Raw genomic sequence first — 21386 nt, 5'->3', positions numbered from 1 at the left:
GGTCACAGAATTGGGAATATAACGCTAATGACGACTACTACATTGATCATCAAGGAGTTCGTTTTAGTTTTTATCGCTATAGTAAATCCACTGATAAGTATGGCTTTAAGCGTGACTTTAAAATCTATCGTGCTGATAAACATCAACTATCAGTTAAATTAGATGAACTAGCGAAGACACCGAGTGGTCGGCAACGCTATATGAAGGTTAACCCAACCTGGAATTATTATAAAGCTAAAGTTAAAGATACCCTCTCAAGTGACGAAGGCAAGGCAATTTATCGTCGACGGAAGTTCGACGTTGAGCCAGTCTTTGGTCATATGAAGAGGGATTTTGGCATACGCCGAACTCATCTCCGTGGCCAACGGGCTGTGGAAAATGACATTGGGCTAGCCCTGATGGCATTAAATCTAACGAAATTTGGCCAATCAATTAGTCGATTGGAGACTAATTTCATAAATAATTTAAAATCCGGACTACGATTTTTGAACCGATCAAAAATCATAGTCCGGATTTTACTGTTTGAGAGCCAAAAATTAATAGTTAATTCCCGGCCTCTTTCCTTTAAAATATAGTTATACTGAAAAATAAAAAAGACAGACGGCTTACTCGGTTTTGAAAGCCCCGGCACATCAACGTTTTTAATTAATCTGCGTTACTGCCCCTGTTGCATAATTTATACTAATATTGTTTTGCACATTGGGGACGAAGATATTATATTGCAAACTGCCATCCTTTGATTTGGCCTCAATATGGGCACCAGAAGGCACTAAATTATTACCGTCATAGACATCAGTTACTCGATAACGAACTTGTTTATTTTGATCCAGAGCTTTTCGCACTAAGCCTTCATAGTAGTTCTGCCCGGTTGATGTACTGCTTCGAGCTTCGTTGGCCCAAGCAGTTTGAGTTGCAATATTAGCAGGATTTGACTCCGAAGCATTAAAACCACGGATACCCCCTACTAATGCATATCCTAGTAAGTGTCCGCGATCATAAGCATGGGAGATACCACCTTTTAAGTTGTGGGCTTGTAAAAATCCAGCTGGCTTCCAATTAGTGGCTCCATTTCCAGTTTCATTCCGATTACGGTATTGGCGTGTTGTACGATTGAGCCAGGCGTCTCCCTGCCATGCTCGTCCACGTGAATCACGTCGATTAACAGCGTATGGCGCATTGTTAATATTTGCGTTTAGCGCCGTCTGATTGTTATTTAAAATAAACGCTCCGTAACCATTCCATTTTATGTCAGATGTTCCTAACTGCTGACGAACGCCATTAGAAAGAACACTCGTAGCCTGCTCTTGAGTTGGCGGCGTAAAAGAAGATGATCGATTATTGTTGTTTGAATGGCGCCAAGATGCTACCCGTTGGATTCCCTGTGGTAAAGTACTTCCCTTATCAGATGGCTGGGAAAAACTACCAATGCCGACAATCGCTACTAAAGCTAAAAGTAAATACTGGGTCTTTTTATTGAATCGAAATCGCATGTTTCTAAAATACCTTTCCTCTTAAACGTATGTTCGTAAAAGTATTTTATCATTTTAATTGATAAAAGAAAATACTCCCAAAACAATCTGTTTCGAGAGTATTTATTCTTTATGCTAATTTATCTTGGCGCTGAGTTCTTAACTTGTAGATAATGCTCATGATAACTAAGAAGACTGCCCCAACACTGACCGAAATCCGTGTATCTGGGTTAAAGAACATAAATAGTAAGATAACACTTAGCGCAATCAAGCTAAAGTAGTTATATGCTGGATAAAATGGCATTTTGAATGGGTGGTCTTTTAATTCAGCCGGATTATTACGCCGGAAGTTTAATTCTGAAATCAAAATAATAAACCATGGTACCATTCCGGGAAGGACACTTGAACTATACACAATCACGAAGATATTAGCAGAGGCTGCATTAAACATTGATAGAAGCATGTTAACAATAAAGCCAAGGAAAATCCAGAATGAAATTGTTAAGATCGCAACATTTGGTACAACCCGCTTTGACAATTTACTAAAGACCTTAGGAACCTCACCATCAACTGAAAGCTTGAAAAGCATCCGACTAGCACTGTAGATTCCTGAGTTGGCACCGGACAATGCAGCAGTCAAAACAACAAAGTTAATGATTCCAGCTGCTCCAGTAATACCAACTTTAGTAAATGTCTCAACGAATGGTGATCCAACTGCCTTTAATTCGTCCCATGGATAAATGGAAACGATAACGAAAATTGCCCCAATATAGAAAATTAAAATCCGCCAAATAACAGATTTAACTGACTTAACAATCGCATGGCGTGGTGAAGCGGCTTCACCAGCAGTAATACCAAGTAATTCAATTCCTTGATAGGATCCAGCAATCACAGATAGTGAGAACATGAATCCCATGAATCCACCAGTAAAGAATCCACCATGTGACCATAAATTGGAAATTCCAACCGGATGCCAATTGTTACCCAACCCAAGGACAATTACCAATAATCCAAGAATGATCATAACAATAATTGTAACGACTTTAATCATCGCAAACCAAAATTCCAACCGGCCATATGCCTTAGCAGATGCAAGATTCGCAAGCGTTAAGATAATGATCATTACTAATCCAGAAATCCAGTCTGGTAAGTTAGGCCACCAATAATTAAGGTATTGACTCATGGCAATAATATCTGAGATACCAACAATGATAAACTGAAAGACGTTACTCCACTTTGTCAGGTATCCAGCTAAGGGATGAATATATTTAGATCCATAGTCCGCAAAGGAACCAGTTCCTGGACTGATATAGATCATTTCCCCTAACGCACGCATAACACCATATAGGACTAAACCTACAAAGGCATATGCTAATAGGACAGAAGGACCAGTCCATTTAATAGTTGATGTGGCTCCCATGAAAAGACCACTACCAATTGTCCCACCAATTGCAATCATTTCCATTTGTCCGGGAGTCATTGTCCGATTTAATTTAACTTCATTTTTCTGATTATCCATCATTCTAACCTCACTTTAAATAAAAAAGCTACCCAAAATGTCCCTAGCCAACCCTTGTCAAGTTTTGATAAGTGGTTGAGGCATCTTGAATAGCTATTGCTAACAGATTTAAGAGATATTAAAACTACTCAACCACGGTAATTGTTGTTGTGGTTGAGGTGGAGGTTAGGTGATGAATAATCGATTTATTGTAAATTTGCATTTTTGTTTCCTCCATTTCGTTTTTCAATAACATTAGAATACTATTAGAAAATTAAAAATGCAAGTCCTTTTATCAAGTTTTTTTGTTTTATTTATTTTTGTGCGCTTTCTTTAACGAAAAAAGACTCATCCCCGCGACCATTACCGTTATCCCCAAACCAAGAAAAGTCGTTAAATTATCGGTCTCATTTCCCGTCTGTGGAAGTATTTGTTGGTCAGAGTTATCGTTTTTACGTGAATCCCGATGTGAACGATTTAGTCGATTATTAATCCCTGCTATCCGTTGGTGCAAATTTTGCTGCTTTCTTGTATTATTTACCTCCCCATAATTTTCCGTGACCTGATTATCATCCCCCAGATCTTCTTCCACAGGGTAATTGTCCTGCGAATCTTTCTTTTCTGCTAACGTATTCTCTTTGCTGTCTTTTTTTGGCCCTTCATCTTTATTGAGGGGCTGATAATAAACATTTACTGCGCTTTTTAATTGTGATAAATCCTCTATTTCTGTAACAGTTGGAATCTTATCCATTGATGGTCTAAAACCAGCTTGGTCAGGGATATTAACTTCTTCAAAAGGTTCAATAATCCAATTTGCCTTTTTGGTTGAATCATTCGGTACTTCACGGTAAGCATAAGACACTTGTTCCACTTTTTTAACTTCATTTAAGAGATGAAAATAAATTACACGTTTGATTTGAACACGTTCTTTCTGATTATTTGCGTTAGATATGGGATTCGTAATTGGCTCTTGAGTTGCAGCTAAAACTGGTGGAGTATTTAATGACAGCGAAAGGATCGTTGACGCTGTCGTTAAGCCTACTAAGCAAGTGTTTCGCAATACATGAAGGTGGTTTAAATGGTTCATATTATCTCGCTCCTCTTCTATATACTCTTTAATATATATACGTAAAAAGAAGCAATTCGCATTTTTTAGATCGAAAAAAGCTATCATCTACAAGTAATCCTTACCTGCAATGATAGCTGTGTTAACTTATAGTGAATGGATAACCTGCTCAATATCATCCACAATTTGTTTAGGGGTTAAGTGATACCATTCATATAGTACTTCGGTAGGAACATTATCCGCAAATTCCCGTGGTGCTCCAAAGTTCAAAACTTTCATTCCCTTTGGTCCATAGTAACGAGCAATCGTCTCACCGAAGCCCCCACTAAGGACCCCATCCTCTAGCGTAACAACTACATCATGATTTTCTGCTAGGTGGTGAAGGACATCTGAATCGATTCCAGTTACCGACTTTGGATTGATCAATGTAGCATCAATGTTAAGCTTGTCTTGAAGTTCCTTTCTTACCCTTTCACCAAGTTCCCAGAAGTCACCAACAGCCATAATTGCAACTTCACTTCCGCGATGAGCAATATCGTACTTAATTGTACTGTAGTCATCTTGTGTTGGTGTCCCGTGAAGAAGGGGCTTTTCTGGTTGCCGAATTACTACTGGTTCATCAGTTTGATTGATTGCCCACCGTAACATCGAAATCATTTCTTCGACGTTTGTTGGTGCTAAATATTCAATGTTTGGCAAATCACTAATCATTGAAATATCAAATGTTCCTTGATGAGTAGCAGAACTTTCTGAAATTGACCCGCCTCGCACAATCATTACAACCGGAGCATCATTTAATGCCATGTCATGAATCAATTGATCATATGCTCGTTGCAGGAAAGTACTATTTTGAAATACAACAGGGCGTGCACCTGCTTGCGCCATTGCAACAGCAGTCGTAATTGAATCCTGTTCAGCAATCCCAACATCATAATAACGGTCCGGGTGCTTAGCCTTAAACTTGCCAAGATCAAACGCACCAGGAATTCCAGCATTAATAGCAACAACTGGCTTATCCGCTGCAATTTGCTTATCTAATTCAGCAAGGACAGCATCGCTATATGATTCTCCACTTACCTTAACCTTATCTTCACCAGTCTTTAGGTCAAATGGAGTGCGCCAATGATACTTCATCTTTTCTTCAATAGCAGGTTCATAACCCTTCCCTTTTAAGGTGTTAACATGAAGGACGATTGGATGGTCAATATCCTTGATTTCCTTAAAAGTGTCGATCATCGTCTGCAAGTCATTACCGTCTGCAACGTACTTGTAATCGAGACCCATAAACTTAAAAATATTATTGGGAGATTCACCGTTAGTATCCCGGAGTTCTTTTAGTCCTTTGTATAAACCACCCTGGTTCTCATCAATTGACATTTGATTATCATTAACGAGAATAATCAAGTTAGAATTAAGCTTAGCAGCATTGTTTAATCCTTCAAAAGCTAATCCGCCACTTAAGGATCCATCCCCAATTACTGCCATAACATTATTATGTGATTGAGGTTTTATCAAATCACGCGCTTGAGCCATCCCCACCGCAAGAGAGATTGACGTTGAAGTATGACCGATCTCAAAAAAGTCATGAACGCTTTCTTCTGGGGATGTAAATCCAGTAATATCTTCATAATGATCAGGGTCAAGAAAACCTAACTTTCGACCTGTCAGCATTTTATGGGCATAACTCTGGTGTGAAACATCCCAAATAACTTTATCGTGAGGCGAATCAAAGACATAGTGAAAAGCAATCGTTAGCTCCATTACGCCAAGGTTAGGGCCCACGTGTCCACCGATTTTTGCGTCGCGTTCAAGAACAAGTTGACGCATTTCTGTTGCTAATTGTTTTAATTCGTCAAGTGACATGTCCTTAATATCGCTTGGTTCATTAACTTCATTTAAGAGGTAATCAGGATGCAGATTCATCTATTCCACTCCTTCTTGATTTTACATTTAATAATTAGTAATACTTATTGCTCTTATTATTCTAACACTTTCTAAAGCATTGAGTAAATTACTCTCAAGTTCAAATTGACGAAATTCATGCATTTCGATACCATTAAATAGAGTAATTCGTTAAAAAGGAAATAGTTATGAAAAATATAGACAACGCTGCAACTAACAAAATTTCACCATTTAAAAAATTAACGACAGAGCAAGAACAACTCGTCAATGATATTATTTCATTTACTAAACACCATCTAACACAAAATTATCCTGCAATATATACAGTCTACGGGGATGCAGGTACTGGAAAAAGCGTAATCTTATCACAATTATTCGTCCGCATTCAAAAAGAAGCGCGGACACAAAAAAATTCAGTTCTTTATCATACTAATAATTATTTTCTTGTTAACCATCCGGAAATTCTGAAAGTCTATAAAGAGATTGCCGGGCCAATAAAAGAGTTATATAAAAAGGACTTCACTCGGCCAACCTCATTAATTAATCAATTGGATAAGCAACACCAAACCATTGATGTTGCTGTTATCGATGAAGCTCATCTTTTATTATCCAAACCCGATCATTATAATAATTTTTACCATGATAATCAGCTTGTCGAGATTATTAAACGCGCTAAAGTTGTTATAATTGTCTTTGATCAATACCAAGTCTTACGGATGAAAAGTCTCTGGACCCCTGAACGACTTCAGGCAATTACGAACCAATATCCCCATAAAGATTACCATTTGACCCACATGTTTCGCATGAATGCGAGCGATGAATTAGTTGAGTGGTTTAATGAATTTACTAACTATAAATTAACCGCTTTACCAGCATCCGCCCGTGATCATTATGATTTTCGCATTTACAGTGATGCTGAGGAAATGAGGAAAGCAATTGTTCAACGTAATAAAGAAGTAGGACTTTCCCGCATTCTTTCAACATCTGGATATCCATCAACACTCGATGGTGGTAAACACTACATTGAGGAAGGCAGATTTAAAATGCCCTGGGATCAATATAACTATACAGTTACCCCTTGGGCAGAATTGCCTCAAACCATTGATGAAGTTGGCTCAATCTATACCTGCCAAGGGTTTGACTTAAATTACACCGGCATTATTATCGGTCCGCCAATTAGCCAAACGCCTCAAACAAACCAACTTCAAGTAAATTTAGATCGTTATACAGATGTTGAAGCATTCAAAAAGCGTGACGACCTAACTGATCCAGCTGAAATTAAGAGTTTAGAAAAAAGAATGATTATGAATTCTTTGAACGTTTTATTTAAACGTGGTGTATATGGAACTTATCTTTACGCTCATGATCCGCTTTTACGACATTCTCTTACCTCCCTTTTTGAGAAGGCTGGGTTTACGCTACCAAAGGAGGAACAATAATCATGAAAGAGCGTAAATTAAGTAAAACATGGCTGATCGTTGGCGCAATTATCCTCGCCGTCATCGTTCTCTACTTCATTTATCGAACATATAAGCCAGAAATTGACCTACTACTAGACTTTAATGCCCATAATAAGGCTAAGCTTCTCCATATGATTAGAAGTCATGGGTTTACAGATATCTTTCTTCTTGTAGCTTTAATCGGTATCCTAAATGCGATTCCGGGAATGTCGAATTCCGTTGTTTGTATCTTTGCCGGGCTATGTTATGGACCAATTGTTGGTTTTCTGATTAATTGGGTTGGAAATATTTTAGGAAACTCTACTGTAATGAGTATAATTCGTAAAATTAACCTCTCTAAACGGGTAAAGAAAAACAAGATCCTTCATTACCTCTTGCAACAAAAGCATCCGTTAATTGCACTTACCATCGGTTTTATGATTCCGGTTATCCCTAGTGTACTTGTAAACTACGCTGGTGCCCGCTTAAATGTTAGTAGGAAACACTACTTGGCGATGGTAACCGTGGGCATGGCTCCGACTTCATTTCTCTATGCCTTTGGTGGGGATGCTATTTTCAAGGGTAATATTAGACGACTGATCGGTGTCGCAATCGCTATTTTAATTCTAATTGGCTGTTATTTACTCGTTCGCAAAATCTGGCAAAACCATGAAGAAAAAGCAGCAACAAAATAATTAACTTGATTAAAAACAAGGCTTCAAACGTCCGGGAAATCCGAATGTTTGGAGCCTTTACCTTTAATTAAATCTTGACCAATATTCTGCCAAATACTTGCTGGTTAAACTTTCTGGTTTTTGAATAAGGGCTAACGGATTCCCCTGAGCCACAATTTTTCCACCATTGCTGCCACCACGCGGACCCATATCAAGCATATAATCTGCGTTAATAATCAAATTTAAGTCATGAGTAATAGTAATGATTGTCGCCCCCCGATCAAGTAATTGCTGCATTACTGCTAAAAGGGTTTTAACATCAAGGGGATGCAAGCCAATGGTCGGTTCATCAAATACAAATAACGTTTCGCTTTGATTATGATTAAGGTGTTTAACAAGTTTTAAGCGTTGCGCCTCACCACCAGAAAGACTAGGCGTACTTTCGCCTAAGTGCAGGTACCCTAAGCCCACCTCATCTAATAATTGAAGTTCACGAGCAATTTTCGGCACTTCCTTAAATACACTCATCGCTGCCCGAACATCTAATTTTAAGAGATCAACAATTGAATATCCCTGCCACTTAACTTTTTGAACTTCTTCATTGTATCGACTTCCCCCACATGTTGGACAAGTCTGTTGCATATCTGGCAAGAATTGAATATCAAGAGTCACGATCCCCGCGCCACCACACGTTGGACACGCTCCCTGCTTATTATTATAAGAAAAGTAAGAAGGCGTATAGTGTTTCTTTTTGGCTAATGGCTGGGTAGCAAACAACTTCCGCAGATTATCCATAATACTGGTATAAGTTGCGACGGTTGAACGGTTGGTTTTGCCAATTGGCGCCGCATCAACACTTACTACTTCTTTTAACGGACTTGACAATTTTCGAACTTGTGAAGGTAATTTGGTCCCACTTGCTTGAGCACGGATAGCGGGAACTAAACTATCAAGGATCAAACTTGTTTTACCAGCGCCCGAAAAACCAGTAATAGCAGTTAGCCGATTAACCGGAATCTCTCCATGGACATCTTTAAGATTGTAATAATCTTTTACTTCAAAGGTGATCTCTTGACTAGCTGATTCGTTTGTTAACGGGCGGCTTTTTAATACTGCTGTCCCATTTAAATAAGGACCAATCTTAGACTGAGGATTGTCAGCGATTTGCGATGGTGTCCCCTCCGTAAGAATTTCTCCACCTTTTTCTCCAGAACCCGGGCCAATTTCAATAATCCAATCTGCTTCTTTGATAATATCAACATTGTGATCAACAACTACTAATGAATTACCTTGGGCCACTAATTCCTTAAATACATTTAAGAGACCCGTAATATTATCAGGATGTAAGCCGATAGAAGGTTCATCCAGAATATATAAGACACCAGTCGTTTGGGTTCGAAGAGTTCTTGCAAGCTGAATACGTTGTAATTCACCTGTCGATAACGTATTCCCGTTTCGCGATAAAGTTAAATAATCAAGGCCTAATTCCAATAATGGCCGTAAATTATCATCAAACTCTTTAAATAATGAAGTCGCCATCTTTTTTATATCTGAAGGAAGAGCAGCTAATACATCTTGCTTCCACTTGCTTAATTCCCCAAGCGTAAGATCACTAACTTGCGCAATATTTAAACCACCAGCTAATTGTTTTAATAATTCTGGTTTTAACCGTGTCCCATGGCAAACTGGGCACGTTGAATAATGGAAAAATTCACTAATTCGTTTTTGCGCTCGTTCGCTTTTACTACTCTTCGCAGATGCTAATACCGCTTCATGAGCATTCTCGTATAAAGCATTAAAGTCATGAAAAACGCGGCCTGTTCCAGAGCGGAAGTCCATCTTAAACTTCTTTTGCGGACCATTTAAAACAAACTCTTTTTCTTTAGGGGTTAAATCTTTATATGGAACATGGATCCGAACACCTGCCTGTTCAGCAACACTCGGCATAAAGTTTCGTCCAGGCAAATGCCATGAAGCAACTGCCCCATCAGCTAAACTAAGATTTTCATCCCCAATAAGTTTACTTTCATCCAGTTCACGAACTTTTCCTGTTCCATGACATCGTAAGCAGGCTCCGTCAGAATTGAATGCAAAATCTTCTGCTCCATAGGCATAAAACTTTGTGTCACAAGTAGGACAGGTTAATTGTCCCATCTCATCGCCGCTCTTACTCATTACCTCTGCGATTTCAAGGCTTGGTTTTAACCGATGCCCATTTGGACAGACCGGTTCGCCAAGCCGGGAAAAGATCAGCCTAATTACATTCAACATCTCACTCATTGTTCCAACGGTTGCTCGTTCAGATGGAATTGCGGGACGTTGCTTCAATGCTAGTGCTGAAGGAATATGTTTAACACTTGTAACATCGGCTTGAGCACCTAACTTTATCCGTCGTCGTGTGTAAGTAGAAAGCGCTTCTAAGTACCGGCGAGATCCCTCTTCATATAAAATCCCCATTGCTAATGAGCTTTTCCCAGAACCAGATAATCCCGAAATTGCGACAAATTTATGTAGGGGGATATTGATATCAATGTTCTTAAGGTTGTGGACTCTTCCACCTTTTACTTCAATTTGCGTTGGTAGTATGGTTTCTGTCACTATTTTTTACTCCTTTCATATCATCATTCCACAGATGGCGGCAATAACTCCACCAAGATAACTTAAGCCGAAATAAACAGCAAACATTCCCCATCGCTTTTCATCTATCATTGAAATTAGCTCAACATTAAAAGTTGAAAAAGTAGTATAACCTCCTAATAAGCCAATCCCGAATAATAACATGAGTGAGGAATTACTAGCAAAATTTTTGGTAAGAATACCTAATAAAAAACTACCGGTGATATTAATAAATAGAGTTGCTAAGGGCCAATCAATTCTTAACTTTTTCCACCAGGTTGTGATGACATAACGGATCACGGCCCCAATTGCTGCTCCAAGCCCTACATTAATCATCTTGCCGCGGACCTCCGTATTTTCGTGCCAACATAAAACCGAGCAGTGCCAAAGCCAAGCCGCCAAGAGAGCTCACAAGAAAATAACCGATGCTAGCAATTATACCTTGGCTTTCAAGCTTAACAATAGTTGTGGCTAAACTTGAAAATGTCGTAAAAGCGCCAATAAAACCAGTTCCTATTCCGGCATTTAGCCATGCTGCTAATAGCCCCCGTTCAATAAAATAATAAGTTATAAAAGCTAACAAAAATGAACCAATAAGGTTGGCATATAAAATCCCGTCACCGCCTAATAGGGCACTAAGTTCATAACGGGTAATTCCGCCGAGGAAGCCGCCAATCGCGACACTCATTATTGTTTTTATATTCATAAAAAATCTCCTTAGATCTGTAATCATTTCATTATACAACTTTTGCTATTTCAATTTAGAAACTTGTATAATGATATTGATTTAAAAATTTAAGGGAGACTTAGACAATGAAAATGCGACGAATTGATCACGTTGTTTTAACTGTAACTGATTTAGAGCAATCAATGCGCTTTTATCACGAAGTATTTGATATGCCAGTAATTAAAGAACAAAGTAATGACGACTTAATTACAATGCGTTGTGGGCATCAGTTAATCCGTTTACAAAAAATTGACCGACCAACTACGCTAAAGGCAGCTAATCCGACAATTGGCTCTGCTGATTTATGTTTAGTTGCTGGAGATAGTATTGACGATATTGTTCACCATCTTAATAGCTACTATATTGATATAATTGCTGGACCAATTGTAAAACAAGGGGCAGAAGGCGAAATGACCTCGCTTTACGTTTATGATCCAGATAATAATCTGATTGAAATTGCAGTATATAAGAATAAATAAAGTAAATATGAGCGAGAGAAGGTTGTTTTCCACTTCTGTCTCGCTCATATTTCATTTCAAAATAAATTCAACTAAAAGTAAAAGGAGCGTACTCCCGCAAAATACCCACCAATGGTCACGGATAATCCCGAGATAGTCTCGAATAAAAGTTAATGGGCAGTATCGCCAAGGCGTCTTGCTACTAATGAATGACCAGTTTAACCCCATCTTCCTTGCATAAGCTCTCGCACGAAGAACATGAAAATCACTAGTTACTACTACAACTGTCTCTTGTGGCTTAATAAGTTGACTAGCAAAGGCCAAATTTTGCCATGTATTAAGTGCCCGGGTCTCGCAAATTATTTTTCTTGCTGGGATTCCGTGAGCAATTAAGTAAGCAGCCATGACTTCTGCTTCAGATTCTTTTGCTTTCTGTACTATTCCCCCTGAAACAATAATTTTTGCAGATTGATGCGTTTTCCAACAGCTGATGGCCTTATCAAGGCGAGTAGCTAAAACTGGTGGAACTTGGCCATGTTTAACAGCTGCCCCTAAAACCAGAAAATCCTGAACCGTAGTAGGGCATTTTCGCAGGCGGGTACAACAACTGAAAACACAAAATAAAATTAAGTTAAAGGTACTTAAAACGTCAATAGTTGCTACTACTAATGAACTTAGCCAACTTACTGATTGGATAGGTAAATTTTTAAGCAAAAAAGCAAAAATAGGCAGTACTACTATCAAGTTGAACACCATCAAAGTAAACGCAAAGGTATTAAATTTAGCTACCTTTGTCTCACTATTTAAATGGCGGATCAAAATAAGCCTAATCGTAATTCCCCAGCATAACGCACATATTAATTCATTAACTAAGTTTAAATATATCATTAATCATCGTTTCCTTCGCCAATTTCGCCATCGATGGATAATCTCTGTAACAACTAAAAGAATAATAATTACGATTGCAATAATATAGCCAGATACTCCTAAACGATAGATATGCGAATCAGCTGGTGTTCCCTGGACTAATAATGATGATCCTAAGATTACTGCTGCTAAAATAATTGCAATCATGAAACGGTTCATTAATCGTTCTATCTGCTTCAACACTCGTTGCTCATTTTTATACTGTAAGTCAACCTTTGCATCCCCACTGACAAATGTATCAATTAACTCATTAATTTTTTCCGGCATCTTCCCTATTGCTTTACTAGTAAGGAAAAAATTGATTAGGTTATTATCAACAGCCGAACGCCAATTAAAGTTTCGTTTTAAATAACGCCGGCCAAACGATTGGGCAACTTCAAGCATTGATATTTCAGGATCAAGTTTAGCAACCGAGCTTTCAAGAGTTCCAAATGCCTTAATTAGCATCGTTACCTCTCCCCTCATTTGAAGGTGGTTTTTCTTACATAGCTGGACAATTTGGTATAGCATTTTCACGAAATCAATATTGCCAAGACCGGTTGAAAAATATGGTTGAATAAAGGCGCCAAGTTCTTTATAAAATGCATTTTCGTCAACTTCCCCGGTTCGATTACAAACATTTAAAACTGCTTTTCCAATTTTTCGCGTATCCTTTGTGTTGATAGTAATCACGATATTCGCAATACTATTTGCCATCGCTGGACTTAACCTTCCCATCATTCCAAAATCAAGGTAGATGATCCGGTAATTTGGTAATGCCTCCTGTTGATCATAACTAATGGTTGTATTATAAATGGTCTTTTCATGGTGTTTGGTCGTTGCGTATTGCTTTGCTGACTCATCCGGACGCAATTCGTGAATTAATATATTTCCTGGATGCGGGTCTGCATGAAAGTAATGATCAACAAAAACTTGTTTTAAAAAGTTATTAACGAGCGTAGTAGCAATTTCATGATTAACGGTCATTGCATCTTGATCATTATCATTTGGCTGCTTAAAACGATACCGAATGCTTTTTCCTTCCATCGCTTCATTAACAAGAATCTTAGGAGCACAATACTTCATATATACTTTAGGAACTAAGATTGGTCCATCACCGTTATTTAATGTATAAAATTCTTCCCCGTTTTTTGCTTCTTCAAGAGTATTGACCTCACTTAATAATGAAGTACTGAGTTCATCAATTACTTTATCCAAATCAACTACTGCAACGTCTTGGGGAACATACTTAAATAAGACCACTGCTTTCCTTAATAGAGCTAAGTCAGTATTAACAAGCTTACCGACTTCTGGATGTTGAACTTTGACAACAACTGGTGTCCCATCCTTAAGCGTTGCATGGTGAACTTGCCCAATCGACGCAGAAGCAAACGGTTTTTCTGCAAAGCTAGCAAATTCGTCATTAATTTTCTTTCCAGTTTCTTCTTCAAAAGTTTGCTCTACGGTCGCAAAACTATCAGCTTTAACCTGATCTTGCAAGTGGCGAAGTTCTTTAATATACGCTGGGGAGACAAGGTCTGGACGGGTTGATAATATTTGGCCAAGTTTAATAAAGGTCGGTCCCAGTTCTTGCAGTGCCTGACAAATAGCTTGTGGATTAGTTTGATGGTAAAAATTGCTAACAAAATGATATTTTCGCATCACTTGCATAATCTTACGCAAGCGTGCTGACTTCTTGATTTCTTCTTCATTAGTCGTCATATGTCTTCTCCTACTTATTTTCCTTTATTTTAGCATTTTCACTTATAAAAAAATAATTAAACTCCCCTTTCACTACATTTTACTGATACAATAGTAGTCGATAAATTTTTTAAGAAAGTTTAGGTGAAATTTTTAAACGATGAATGGTTTATGGGATTCATATTGGTTTAAATTAATTATCATTATTTTGATTTTGCTGTTAGCTGCTTTATTTACACTGTTGGAATATTCAGTTGTTAAAGTGCGGCCTAGTGAGTTAAAGGAGCTCCGGCAAACGCGAAAAGTCAAACGCGCGGAACACATGGTAGCAAATCTTAATGAGTACCTATCAACAGCTCAAGTCGGGGTTACGATGACTTCTTTAGTTTTAGGTTGGTTAGGTGATGAATTTATCACTGATCTGTTGCTAAAGATTAATATTATTCCGCATGATGTTCTTCAAGCGATTGCACCAGTTATCGGTGTTTTAATTTTTACATTCTTCCATGCGGTATTTACTGATTTAGTTCCGAAAAATATGGCGATTGATCGACCGGTACCAATTCTCTTATCAATTGTTCACCCGGTACAATTCTTCCATACTGTTTTTTATCCCTTCGTTTGGTTATTTGCGGTAGTCGCTGCGGCAATTACAAAAATGTTAGGATATAATGTTCAGCCAGAAGAAGACACATATTCACAAAATGAAATTATGACCTTATCCCAACAATCGGAAAAAGCTGGGGAAATGGATAAGGAAGACGTTATCTTCATGCAACGAGCTTTTGAAATGAATGATAAAGTTGCTGAGGATATTATGATTGATCGGACACAGTTAGCGGTTATTGATATTACGGCTTCAATTGAAGATGCAGCCAAGCTTTATTTTGAAAAGAAATTCACGCGTTTCCCAGTTGTTGCGAATAATGACAAAGACCACATTCTTGGTTATATTTTTGCATATGATATTATGCGGCAAAACCAAATCAACCCGCAACAATCAGTTCGCACAATCATGCGCCGAATTCCAATCGTTTACGAAAATGAACAACTCACCAATGTTCTTGCTGAAATGATGAAAAAACAAGTGCCAATTGTTGTTGTTCAAGATGAATACGGTGGTACTTCTGGGATCATTACTGATAAGGATATTTATGAAGAATTATTCGGAACCGTTGGCGAAGAAATTGACCATGCTACCTCTGATATGATTGAAAAGAAAGACCCTGATAGTAAGGGTAATCCTACCTTCGAAGTTTCAGGTAAGATGCCACTAGATGATTTTGAACGTTACTTTGATACAAACATCGAACAATTTGATAACTCTGAAGTAACAACCTTAACTGGATTCTTCCTTGAACGGCAATATGACTTAAAAGTTGGACAACCAATTAGAGTTGATAATTTCTCATTTACACCTCTTGATTTAAAGAATGCCTATGTTAATAAATTCAAGGTAGTTTACATTAAGCCTAAAAAGAAGAAACCATCAGCTGATGAGGATCAAAACAAAGAAAAATAGAGACTAAAAAAGGCTCTCCGCAATTTAGGAAAGATTTCCTAGTTGCGGGGAGCTTTTCATTAGCAGTTCATCTGCATATCCGGAATACAGTTACATTTGACGTGATCCGGTGAATCAGTTGCTTTGCTTGCCAATAATTCTTGTAACTTAGCAATATCATCCTTACTAAGGGTTACATTATTGATCACATGTTCAAGGGTGCTTCCAACGTGTCGTTCACAAATATTATTAAATAGGTTGTCCGCTGCTTGATCCATCGTTTGTTGTTCGGGAACGAGAGGCTCATAGATAAATCCACGTCCTTGCCGAGTAGCAGATAAGGCTTTTTTATCAACCAGGCGTCGAAGTAAAGTCTTAATCGTTGCCGGTTTCCAGTCAACTTTTTTCTGTAAAATTTCAATAATTTGGCTACTGGTCGTTTGCCTTAGACTCCAAACCACCCGCATAATTTGCCATTCAGCGGGAGTTATTTCTAAATTAATATTCATCTAATTCCTCCTGCGTTTACACATGTAAATTATTCATAACTATATTTTAGCATTAATTTACTTGCTTGCAAATTCCTAATGCGTATTGACATTAATAATCTGGCTAGTAAACTCAATACTGTTTGACTAATTTTAAGGAGCGCTATATCTACTAATGAAAAATCAACGCATTAGCCATGCATTAGTAATCATGGTATTTGGTACATTTTTCGGTCTTCTCTGTTCAACCTTAATGAACATTGCCCTCCCAACCTTCATGAATGTCTTTCATATTAGCGAGGCCCAAGTTCAATGGGTGACAAACGGTTATATGCTTGTCAATGCCCTAATGATTCCTGTTAGTTCATTTCTTATAAAAAGATTCCCCTTCAAAAATCTCTTTATTATTTTCTCTGGAATTTTTCTTTTAGGAACCATTATCGGAGCGATTGCGGGGAGCTTCAATCTAGTTGTAATTGCTCGGATGATTCAAGCTCTGGGTGCGGGGATGATGATGCCACTAGTAAATGTCTTGGCAATTCGTTACGCAAAGCCGGGTAAAAAAGGACAAATTATGGGCATTATTGGCCTTGCCTTTAATTGTGCCCCTATCTTAGGTCCTGCCATTTCTGGCTTTCTATTGCACTTTTTCTCTTGGCGATATCTTTTCCTACTAATTATTCCCTTTGCAGTAATTACATTACTACTTTCATTCTTCCTGCTTCCTAAAATCCCGCATAATGAACATCCCCGCTTTAATACATTGGCTCTTATTTTAATCACAGGTGGATTATGGTCACTATTGATGGGCTTATCAAATGTTTCGAACAATCACTTGCTCTCATTTAATGTCGCAGGGTATGTCCTTATCGGCTTAGTCTTTCTCTTCCTTTTCTTTCTTAACCAACGTCACAGTAATCGTCAGTTAATCAACTTTGGGATCTTCTCACACAAACAATTTGTTTTTGCCACTGTTATTAATATGCTAATTACATCAACAATGTATGGCAACGCAATTTTGATTCCCCTGCTCGTACAGATTGTCTTGGGTAAAAGTACGGTTGTTTCAGCCATCGCTGTCCTTCCGGGGGCAATCTTAACGGGCCTATTATCGACAACGAGTGGCCGTTTTTATGACATTTATCCAATTAAGATTCTTGTTGGGACTGGTCTCATAATCGATATCATCGGAACAATCGGTCAAGCCGCAATCGGTGCGCGTAGTTCTGTCCTCATGATCACTCTTTTCCAAACAATTCGACAGTTTGGATTAGTGACAATGTTAATCCCTCTGCAAACACAAGCATTATCATTGCTACCTAATGAGATCGTTCCTGATGCGGTTGCTACCTTTAATACGTTACGACAAATTGCGGCTGCCTTTGGAACTGCCCTCATCGTTTCAATTGTTGGTATTGTTAATCACTTAGTTCACAACCCGTTCTCACACCTCGGTATTCAAGCCGGCTTCCTTCTATGCTTATGCCTGCTATTAACTTCGCTATACCTTAGCACTAAGCTATACCATAAAATTTCTTCGCAAGCGCAATTAGAAAATGCGTAAAACAAAAACCAAGTGAGATCCCTTTTGACCTCGCTTGGTTTTTTAATATTTAAAAATGCAAATTCAATAGCGTTACAATACAATATGTCATCCCACTCGCGATAACTGGACCGGCAGCAATTCCCTTAAACGCAACCACTCCAATAATCGTTCCAAGTACTAAGGCAACCGTGACTTGAGGAACAGCTGCCAACTGGTTGACTCCATACTTTGATAAGATGGCAACTGCAATGCCCATGCCGACTGCAATCCAACCAGCGGGGGTCTTAAAAGCCGCCCATAAATCATTAAAGCCAATTTGACCAGTCGCAATTGGAATTAAGATCGCAACTGAAATCACTGTCACACCCCAATTAATTCCTTTATGTTGTATCAAGGGCAACCATTTGGCGGTATAAGGGATCACTTTTAGGACCATTACTACTACCGTGGCAATAATCAATGATGAGTTATGACCAAAGATTGCAATTAATAATACTAAAGCTAAAAAAAGCCAGCTTTCCATGTAATCTCCTCCTCAAACTTTACCTAGTATATCAAAGTTGAGGACGAGGACAAAGAAAGCTGACTAATTAACTAATCAGGAAGGCGGTTGTAAGTAGCGTCATCTACTTCTTCGCACCATTCACTAGTTCCCTTCGTAATAGCAACATGAGAGAACCAACTATCCTTAGTAGCTCCATGCCAGTGCTTTACACCTTCATGAATTGCTACAACATCACCGGGTTTTAACAATTGCGCCGGCTTGCCTTCTTCTTGATACCAACCCTCACCAGCAGTTACTAATAAGATTTGGAAACCATCATGGTGAATATGCCAGTTGTTACGGCAACCGGGCTCAAAATTAACGTTTGAAACATTTACATCAATGTTATCATCAGGAGATACTAATCCATTGAGATAACTTGTTCCAATAAAGTATTTTGCAAATGCAACGTTCTTATCACCAAAACCAAAAAGGTCATTTTTTACTTCATGTTCATTCTTAGCCATTATTACTAACCTCCAATTAATTGTTGGTTTAATAATAAACTGTAGCATTAAGAATGTAAAAAGCTTATTATAAATGGTGAGTTATTCAAAAAACGAATTATAATTTTCGCAACCATGAAAATAATGACTTTTCATTGAAAGCTGGACTACCATGAGTAAGAATATGGTAGCCAGACGTGACATTTAGCTTACCAGCATTGTTGATAAAGTCCTCTTGATAATCACCAGTGTCACTCCAGCCTGTACTAAATGGTGCAATCTTACCAGTGAATTTTTGAATTTGTTGAAGTAAGGCAATGATTGGTGAGGCAACTGCGCCATTCCAGACTGGTCCACCAACTAAAATCAAATCGTAATACGATAAGTCTGGTAAGGTAGTCACTAGTTTAGGGAAAGCATGCGTTTTAAGCTGTTGCTGATAAATCCTTCCAGTTTCTTCCATATCCAGTGGAAAAGTATCATCGGAAACTTTAATTCTCACAATATCGGCACCAGTTACTTCATGAATCTTACTAGCGAGTCTAGCAGTATTTTCGAATTGCGAATAATATAAAATCAATGCTTGCTTTGCCATTATCAATAACTCCTTAATATAAATAAAAATGAGGGATACTATATGGATACACGTGTATTAAAATACTTTTTAACTGTTGCACAAACTAATAATATCACTAAAGCTGCGGAACAATTACACATTACGCAACCTACCCTTTCCCGGCAAATCATGGACCTAGAAACCGAATTAGACATAAAGTTGTTTAACCGAGAAAATCGGCGCCTTCAACTCACAAAAGCTGGAATCCTATTTCAACAGCGAGCAACGACCATGCTACAACTCTTGGATCAGACGGAAAACGACCTCCATCAACAAGAAGAGGCTTTAACAGGGGAAATTAATCTCGGCTCAGCAGTTTCGAGTGTCTCTCCTTACATAACAAAATTAATTTTCGAGTTCCAAAAGCTTTACCCGAACGTAATCTTTAATTTATCTGATGGGGATGGCGATGTCCTTCGTCGACAACTAGATGAAGGGCTTAATGATCTTGTATGCCTCCTTGAACCCGTTGAAGCTGCTAAATATAACTTTCTCGAATTACCGGTCCGTGAAGAATGGGGAGTAATAATGAAAAAATCAGCCCCACTTGCCAAGTATTCTACTATTACCAAAGAAGATCTTTACAAGATTCCCCTAATTCTTCCCCACCGTAGTATTGTTCGCGATGAAGTTAGTGATATCTTAAAATTAGATCAAACGCGTTTAAATATCCGTGCAACAACCAGTTTACCTGGGAATACCGTTTCCCTTTTAAGAAATAGTAATTACTATGGTCTGACAATTAAAGGCGTCTATAATAATTTTCATGATCCCGACCTTGTTTTTGTTCCCCTTGTGCCTAACAAATCGACAGGGGATGTCCTTGCCTGGCGTAAAAATACTATCTTATCTCCAGCAATCGAAAAGTTTCTTCAGTTTGTTAACGAGCAAATTCAAGAATCCTAGATCGCACTTAAAATTTTTTGCTGCGTCTGTTGCCCAAGTTTTACAAATTGCTCTTTTTTCTGCGGATCCATCCGGTATTCAGGGGTACTAATACTAAACGCTCCAAATATATGACCATTTTTTACTAAGGCAAAGCCGAGACAGTATACTCCTGGCTGATTTTCAACATCATCAATTGAGTATCCCTGGGCTCTGGTTTCATTCAAGGCAGTTAAAAGCTCTTGTTCATTATTAATTGTGTTAGGGGTTAACTTTTCAAAAGTAATATCAGTTAAATATGATGATAGCTGTTTATCATTGTAAGTAGCTAAAATTGCCTTCCCCATCGCCGAAGAATACATGTGCATTTTACCGCCGATATATGATACTAATTTAATACTATTAGTGCTTTCCAGCTTTGAAAGCAGAACGACGCTTTTATCTTCTATAATTCCCAGGTTAACCGTCTCATTAGTCGCGTCACGAAGCTCTTTTAAATACGGTTTAGCAATCTCTTCAATATTAAACGAATTATTAACGGCTTGGGCATATTGAAGAAAAATGGTTCCTAAGTAATAGTGCTTATCTTCCCCTTCTACTCGAACATAGCCACAATATTCTAAAGTTTTTAGAATTTTATAAATCGTGGGCTTTGAAATATCAAGGTGATCATCTAATTCACGGAGAGTCGGCGCTTCAGAAGCACTTGCAATATAATCAAGAATTAGGCGTGCTTTTAATAAAACAGCACCATATAATTTATTTTCCATCTCATTCACTCACTTCATTAAAGATTAACTAATTTCTATCAAACAACATTTTATTTCTTTTAGCAAGCTAATTAATATGAAAATACAAGTGGGAGTAGTACAGAACACAAGGATTGCGTCTGTATTACTCCCGC

21 protein-coding genes are annotated in these 21386 nt (G+C 38.1%); 7 read left to right on the top strand and 14 right to left on the bottom strand.

Annotated features, from left to right (window positions below; translation table 11 throughout):
- Nucleotides 1-575: transposase (locus LMC10_RS08120; protein ID WP_229269477.1), on the top strand; the 575-nt coding region annotated here is incomplete at its 5' end.
- Nucleotides 576-641: 66 nt separating this feature from the next.
- On the opposite strand, the gene LMC10_RS08115 is transcribed toward LMC10_RS08120, so the two are convergent.
- The 4 genes from LMC10_RS08115 to LMC10_RS08100 form a co-directional block, all read right to left on the bottom strand.
- The gene (locus LMC10_RS08115) at nucleotides 642-1490 is read right to left on the bottom strand and encodes a DNA/RNA non-specific endonuclease (RefSeq protein WP_229269476.1); all 849 of its coding nucleotides are present in this window, start codon (nucleotides 1488-1490) and stop codon (nucleotides 642-644) included.
- Between the two features lie 109 nt (nucleotides 1491-1599).
- Nucleotides 1600-2991 (bottom strand): amino acid permease, encoded by a 1392-nt coding sequence (locus LMC10_RS08110; RefSeq protein ID WP_122481217.1) that lies wholly within the window; start codon nucleotides 2989-2991, stop codon nucleotides 1600-1602.
- Nucleotides 2992-3277: 286 nt separating this feature from the next.
- Entirely contained in the window at nucleotides 3278-4141 is an 864-nt protein-coding gene (locus tag LMC10_RS08105; RefSeq protein WP_324294038.1) for an LPXTG cell wall anchor domain-containing protein, read from the bottom strand.
- Between the two features lie 39 nt (nucleotides 4142-4180).
- Nucleotides 4181-5956: a 1-deoxy-D-xylulose-5-phosphate synthase gene (locus LMC10_RS08100; RefSeq protein WP_229269473.1), complete on the bottom strand. Its 1776-nt coding sequence runs from the start codon at nucleotides 5954-5956 to the stop codon at nucleotides 4181-4183.
- 167 nt (nucleotides 5957-6123) lie between these two features.
- Here LMC10_RS08100 and LMC10_RS08095 point away from each other — a divergent pair, with 167 nt between their 5' ends.
- The gene (locus tag LMC10_RS08095; RefSeq protein WP_229269472.1) at nucleotides 6124-7374 is read left to right on the top strand and encodes a DUF2075 domain-containing protein; all 1251 of its coding nucleotides are present in this window, start codon (nucleotides 6124-6126) and stop codon (nucleotides 7372-7374) included.
- A gap of 2 nt (nucleotides 7375-7376) precedes the next feature.
- Nucleotides 7377-8069 (top strand): TVP38/TMEM64 family protein, encoded by a 693-nt coding sequence (locus LMC10_RS08090; RefSeq protein WP_086141930.1) that lies wholly within the window; start codon nucleotides 7377-7379, stop codon nucleotides 8067-8069.
- 63 nt (nucleotides 8070-8132) lie between these two features.
- Here LMC10_RS08090 and LMC10_RS08085 read toward each other — a convergent pair whose 3' ends face one another.
- From LMC10_RS08085 to LMC10_RS08075, 3 genes are read right to left on the bottom strand one after another with little or no spacing between them, the layout of a single operon-like run.
- Nucleotides 8133-10646, bottom strand: coding sequence for an excinuclease ABC subunit UvrA (locus LMC10_RS08085; RefSeq protein ID WP_229269471.1), 2514 nt, complete (start codon nucleotides 10644-10646; stop codon nucleotides 8133-8135).
- Nucleotides 10647-10661: 15 nt separating this feature from the next.
- Nucleotides 10662-11000 carry a fluoride efflux transporter FluC gene (locus tag LMC10_RS08080; RefSeq protein ID WP_229269469.1) on the bottom strand — a complete coding sequence of 113 codons (339 nt, stop codon included), beginning with the start codon at nucleotides 10998-11000 and terminating at the stop codon, nucleotides 10662-10664.
- Nucleotides 10993-11370 (bottom strand): fluoride efflux transporter FluC, encoded by a 378-nt coding sequence (locus tag LMC10_RS08075; protein WP_134797715.1) that lies wholly within the window; start codon nucleotides 11368-11370, stop codon nucleotides 10993-10995. Before LMC10_RS08075 ends, LMC10_RS08080 begins: the two co-directional genes overlap by 8 nt.
- Nucleotides 11371-11477: 107 nt before the next feature.
- Here LMC10_RS08075 and LMC10_RS08070 point away from each other — a divergent pair, with 107 nt between their 5' ends.
- Nucleotides 11478-11870 (top strand): VOC family protein, encoded by a 393-nt coding sequence (locus LMC10_RS08070; RefSeq protein WP_003663799.1) that lies wholly within the window; start codon nucleotides 11478-11480, stop codon nucleotides 11868-11870.
- A gap of 51 nt (nucleotides 11871-11921) precedes the next feature.
- Here LMC10_RS08070 and LMC10_RS08065 read toward each other — a convergent pair whose 3' ends face one another.
- Nucleotides 11922-12737 (bottom strand): YdcF family protein, encoded by an 816-nt coding sequence (locus tag LMC10_RS08065; protein ID WP_229269467.1) that lies wholly within the window; start codon nucleotides 12735-12737, stop codon nucleotides 11922-11924.
- A 3-nt stretch (nucleotides 12738-12740) separates the two neighbouring features.
- The gene (locus LMC10_RS08060; RefSeq protein WP_229269465.1) at nucleotides 12741-14477 is read right to left on the bottom strand and encodes an ABC1 kinase family protein; all 1737 of its coding nucleotides are present in this window, start codon (nucleotides 14475-14477) and stop codon (nucleotides 12741-12743) included.
- Between the two features lie 139 nt (nucleotides 14478-14616).
- Here LMC10_RS08060 and LMC10_RS08055 point away from each other — a divergent pair, with 139 nt between their 5' ends.
- Nucleotides 14617-15978, top strand: coding sequence for a hemolysin family protein (locus LMC10_RS08055; RefSeq protein ID WP_019252776.1), 1362 nt, complete (start codon nucleotides 14617-14619; stop codon nucleotides 15976-15978).
- Between the two features lie 59 nt (nucleotides 15979-16037).
- On the opposite strand, the gene LMC10_RS08050 is transcribed toward LMC10_RS08055, so the two are convergent.
- Nucleotides 16038-16466 carry a CopY/TcrY family copper transport repressor gene (locus LMC10_RS08050; protein ID WP_086141925.1) on the bottom strand — a complete coding sequence of 143 codons (429 nt, stop codon included), beginning with the start codon at nucleotides 16464-16466 and terminating at the stop codon, nucleotides 16038-16040.
- 154 nt (nucleotides 16467-16620) lie between these two features.
- Between LMC10_RS08050 and LMC10_RS08045 the strand changes: the two genes are divergently transcribed.
- The gene (locus LMC10_RS08045) at nucleotides 16621-18009 is read left to right on the top strand and encodes a DHA2 family efflux MFS transporter permease subunit (RefSeq protein WP_229269463.1); all 1389 of its coding nucleotides are present in this window, start codon (nucleotides 16621-16623) and stop codon (nucleotides 18007-18009) included.
- A gap of 49 nt (nucleotides 18010-18058) precedes the next feature.
- Here the strand turns inward: LMC10_RS08045 and LMC10_RS08040 are convergent, their stop codons facing one another.
- The 3 genes from LMC10_RS08040 to LMC10_RS08030 form a co-directional block, all read right to left on the bottom strand.
- Nucleotides 18059-18514: a DUF441 domain-containing protein gene (locus tag LMC10_RS08040; protein ID WP_229269461.1), complete on the bottom strand. Its 456-nt coding sequence runs from the start codon at nucleotides 18512-18514 to the stop codon at nucleotides 18059-18061.
- Nucleotides 18515-18585: 71 nt separating this feature from the next.
- Nucleotides 18586-19002, bottom strand: a complete 417-nt coding sequence (locus tag LMC10_RS08035) for a cupin domain-containing protein (protein ID WP_229269460.1) — start codon at nucleotides 19000-19002, stop codon at nucleotides 18586-18588.
- 97 nt (nucleotides 19003-19099) lie between these two features.
- Nucleotides 19100-19576, bottom strand: a complete 477-nt coding sequence (locus LMC10_RS08030; protein ID WP_229269459.1) for a flavodoxin family protein — start codon at nucleotides 19574-19576, stop codon at nucleotides 19100-19102.
- 42 nt (nucleotides 19577-19618) lie between these two features.
- Here LMC10_RS08030 and LMC10_RS08025 point away from each other — a divergent pair, with 42 nt between their 5' ends.
- A complete protein-coding gene (locus LMC10_RS08025) occupies nucleotides 19619-20503 on the top strand; it encodes a LysR family transcriptional regulator (RefSeq protein ID WP_153702884.1) in 885 nt (294 codons plus the stop codon).
- On the opposite strand, the gene LMC10_RS08020 is transcribed toward LMC10_RS08025, so the two are convergent.
- Nucleotides 20500-21252 carry an IclR family transcriptional regulator gene (locus tag LMC10_RS08020; protein WP_229269458.1) on the bottom strand — a complete coding sequence of 251 codons (753 nt, stop codon included), beginning with the start codon at nucleotides 21250-21252 and terminating at the stop codon, nucleotides 20500-20502. The genes LMC10_RS08025 and LMC10_RS08020 overlap by 4 nt on opposite strands.
- Nucleotides 21253-21386 lie beyond the last annotated feature (134 nt).

The organism is Limosilactobacillus reuteri subsp. simiae, assembly GCF_020784875.1.
GTDB lineage: Bacteria > Bacillota > Bacilli > Lactobacillales > Lactobacillaceae > Limosilactobacillus > Limosilactobacillus reuteri_H.
The sequence above is the reverse complement of the archived record's forward strand: the minus strand, read 5'-3'. Positions and strand labels throughout refer to the sequence as shown.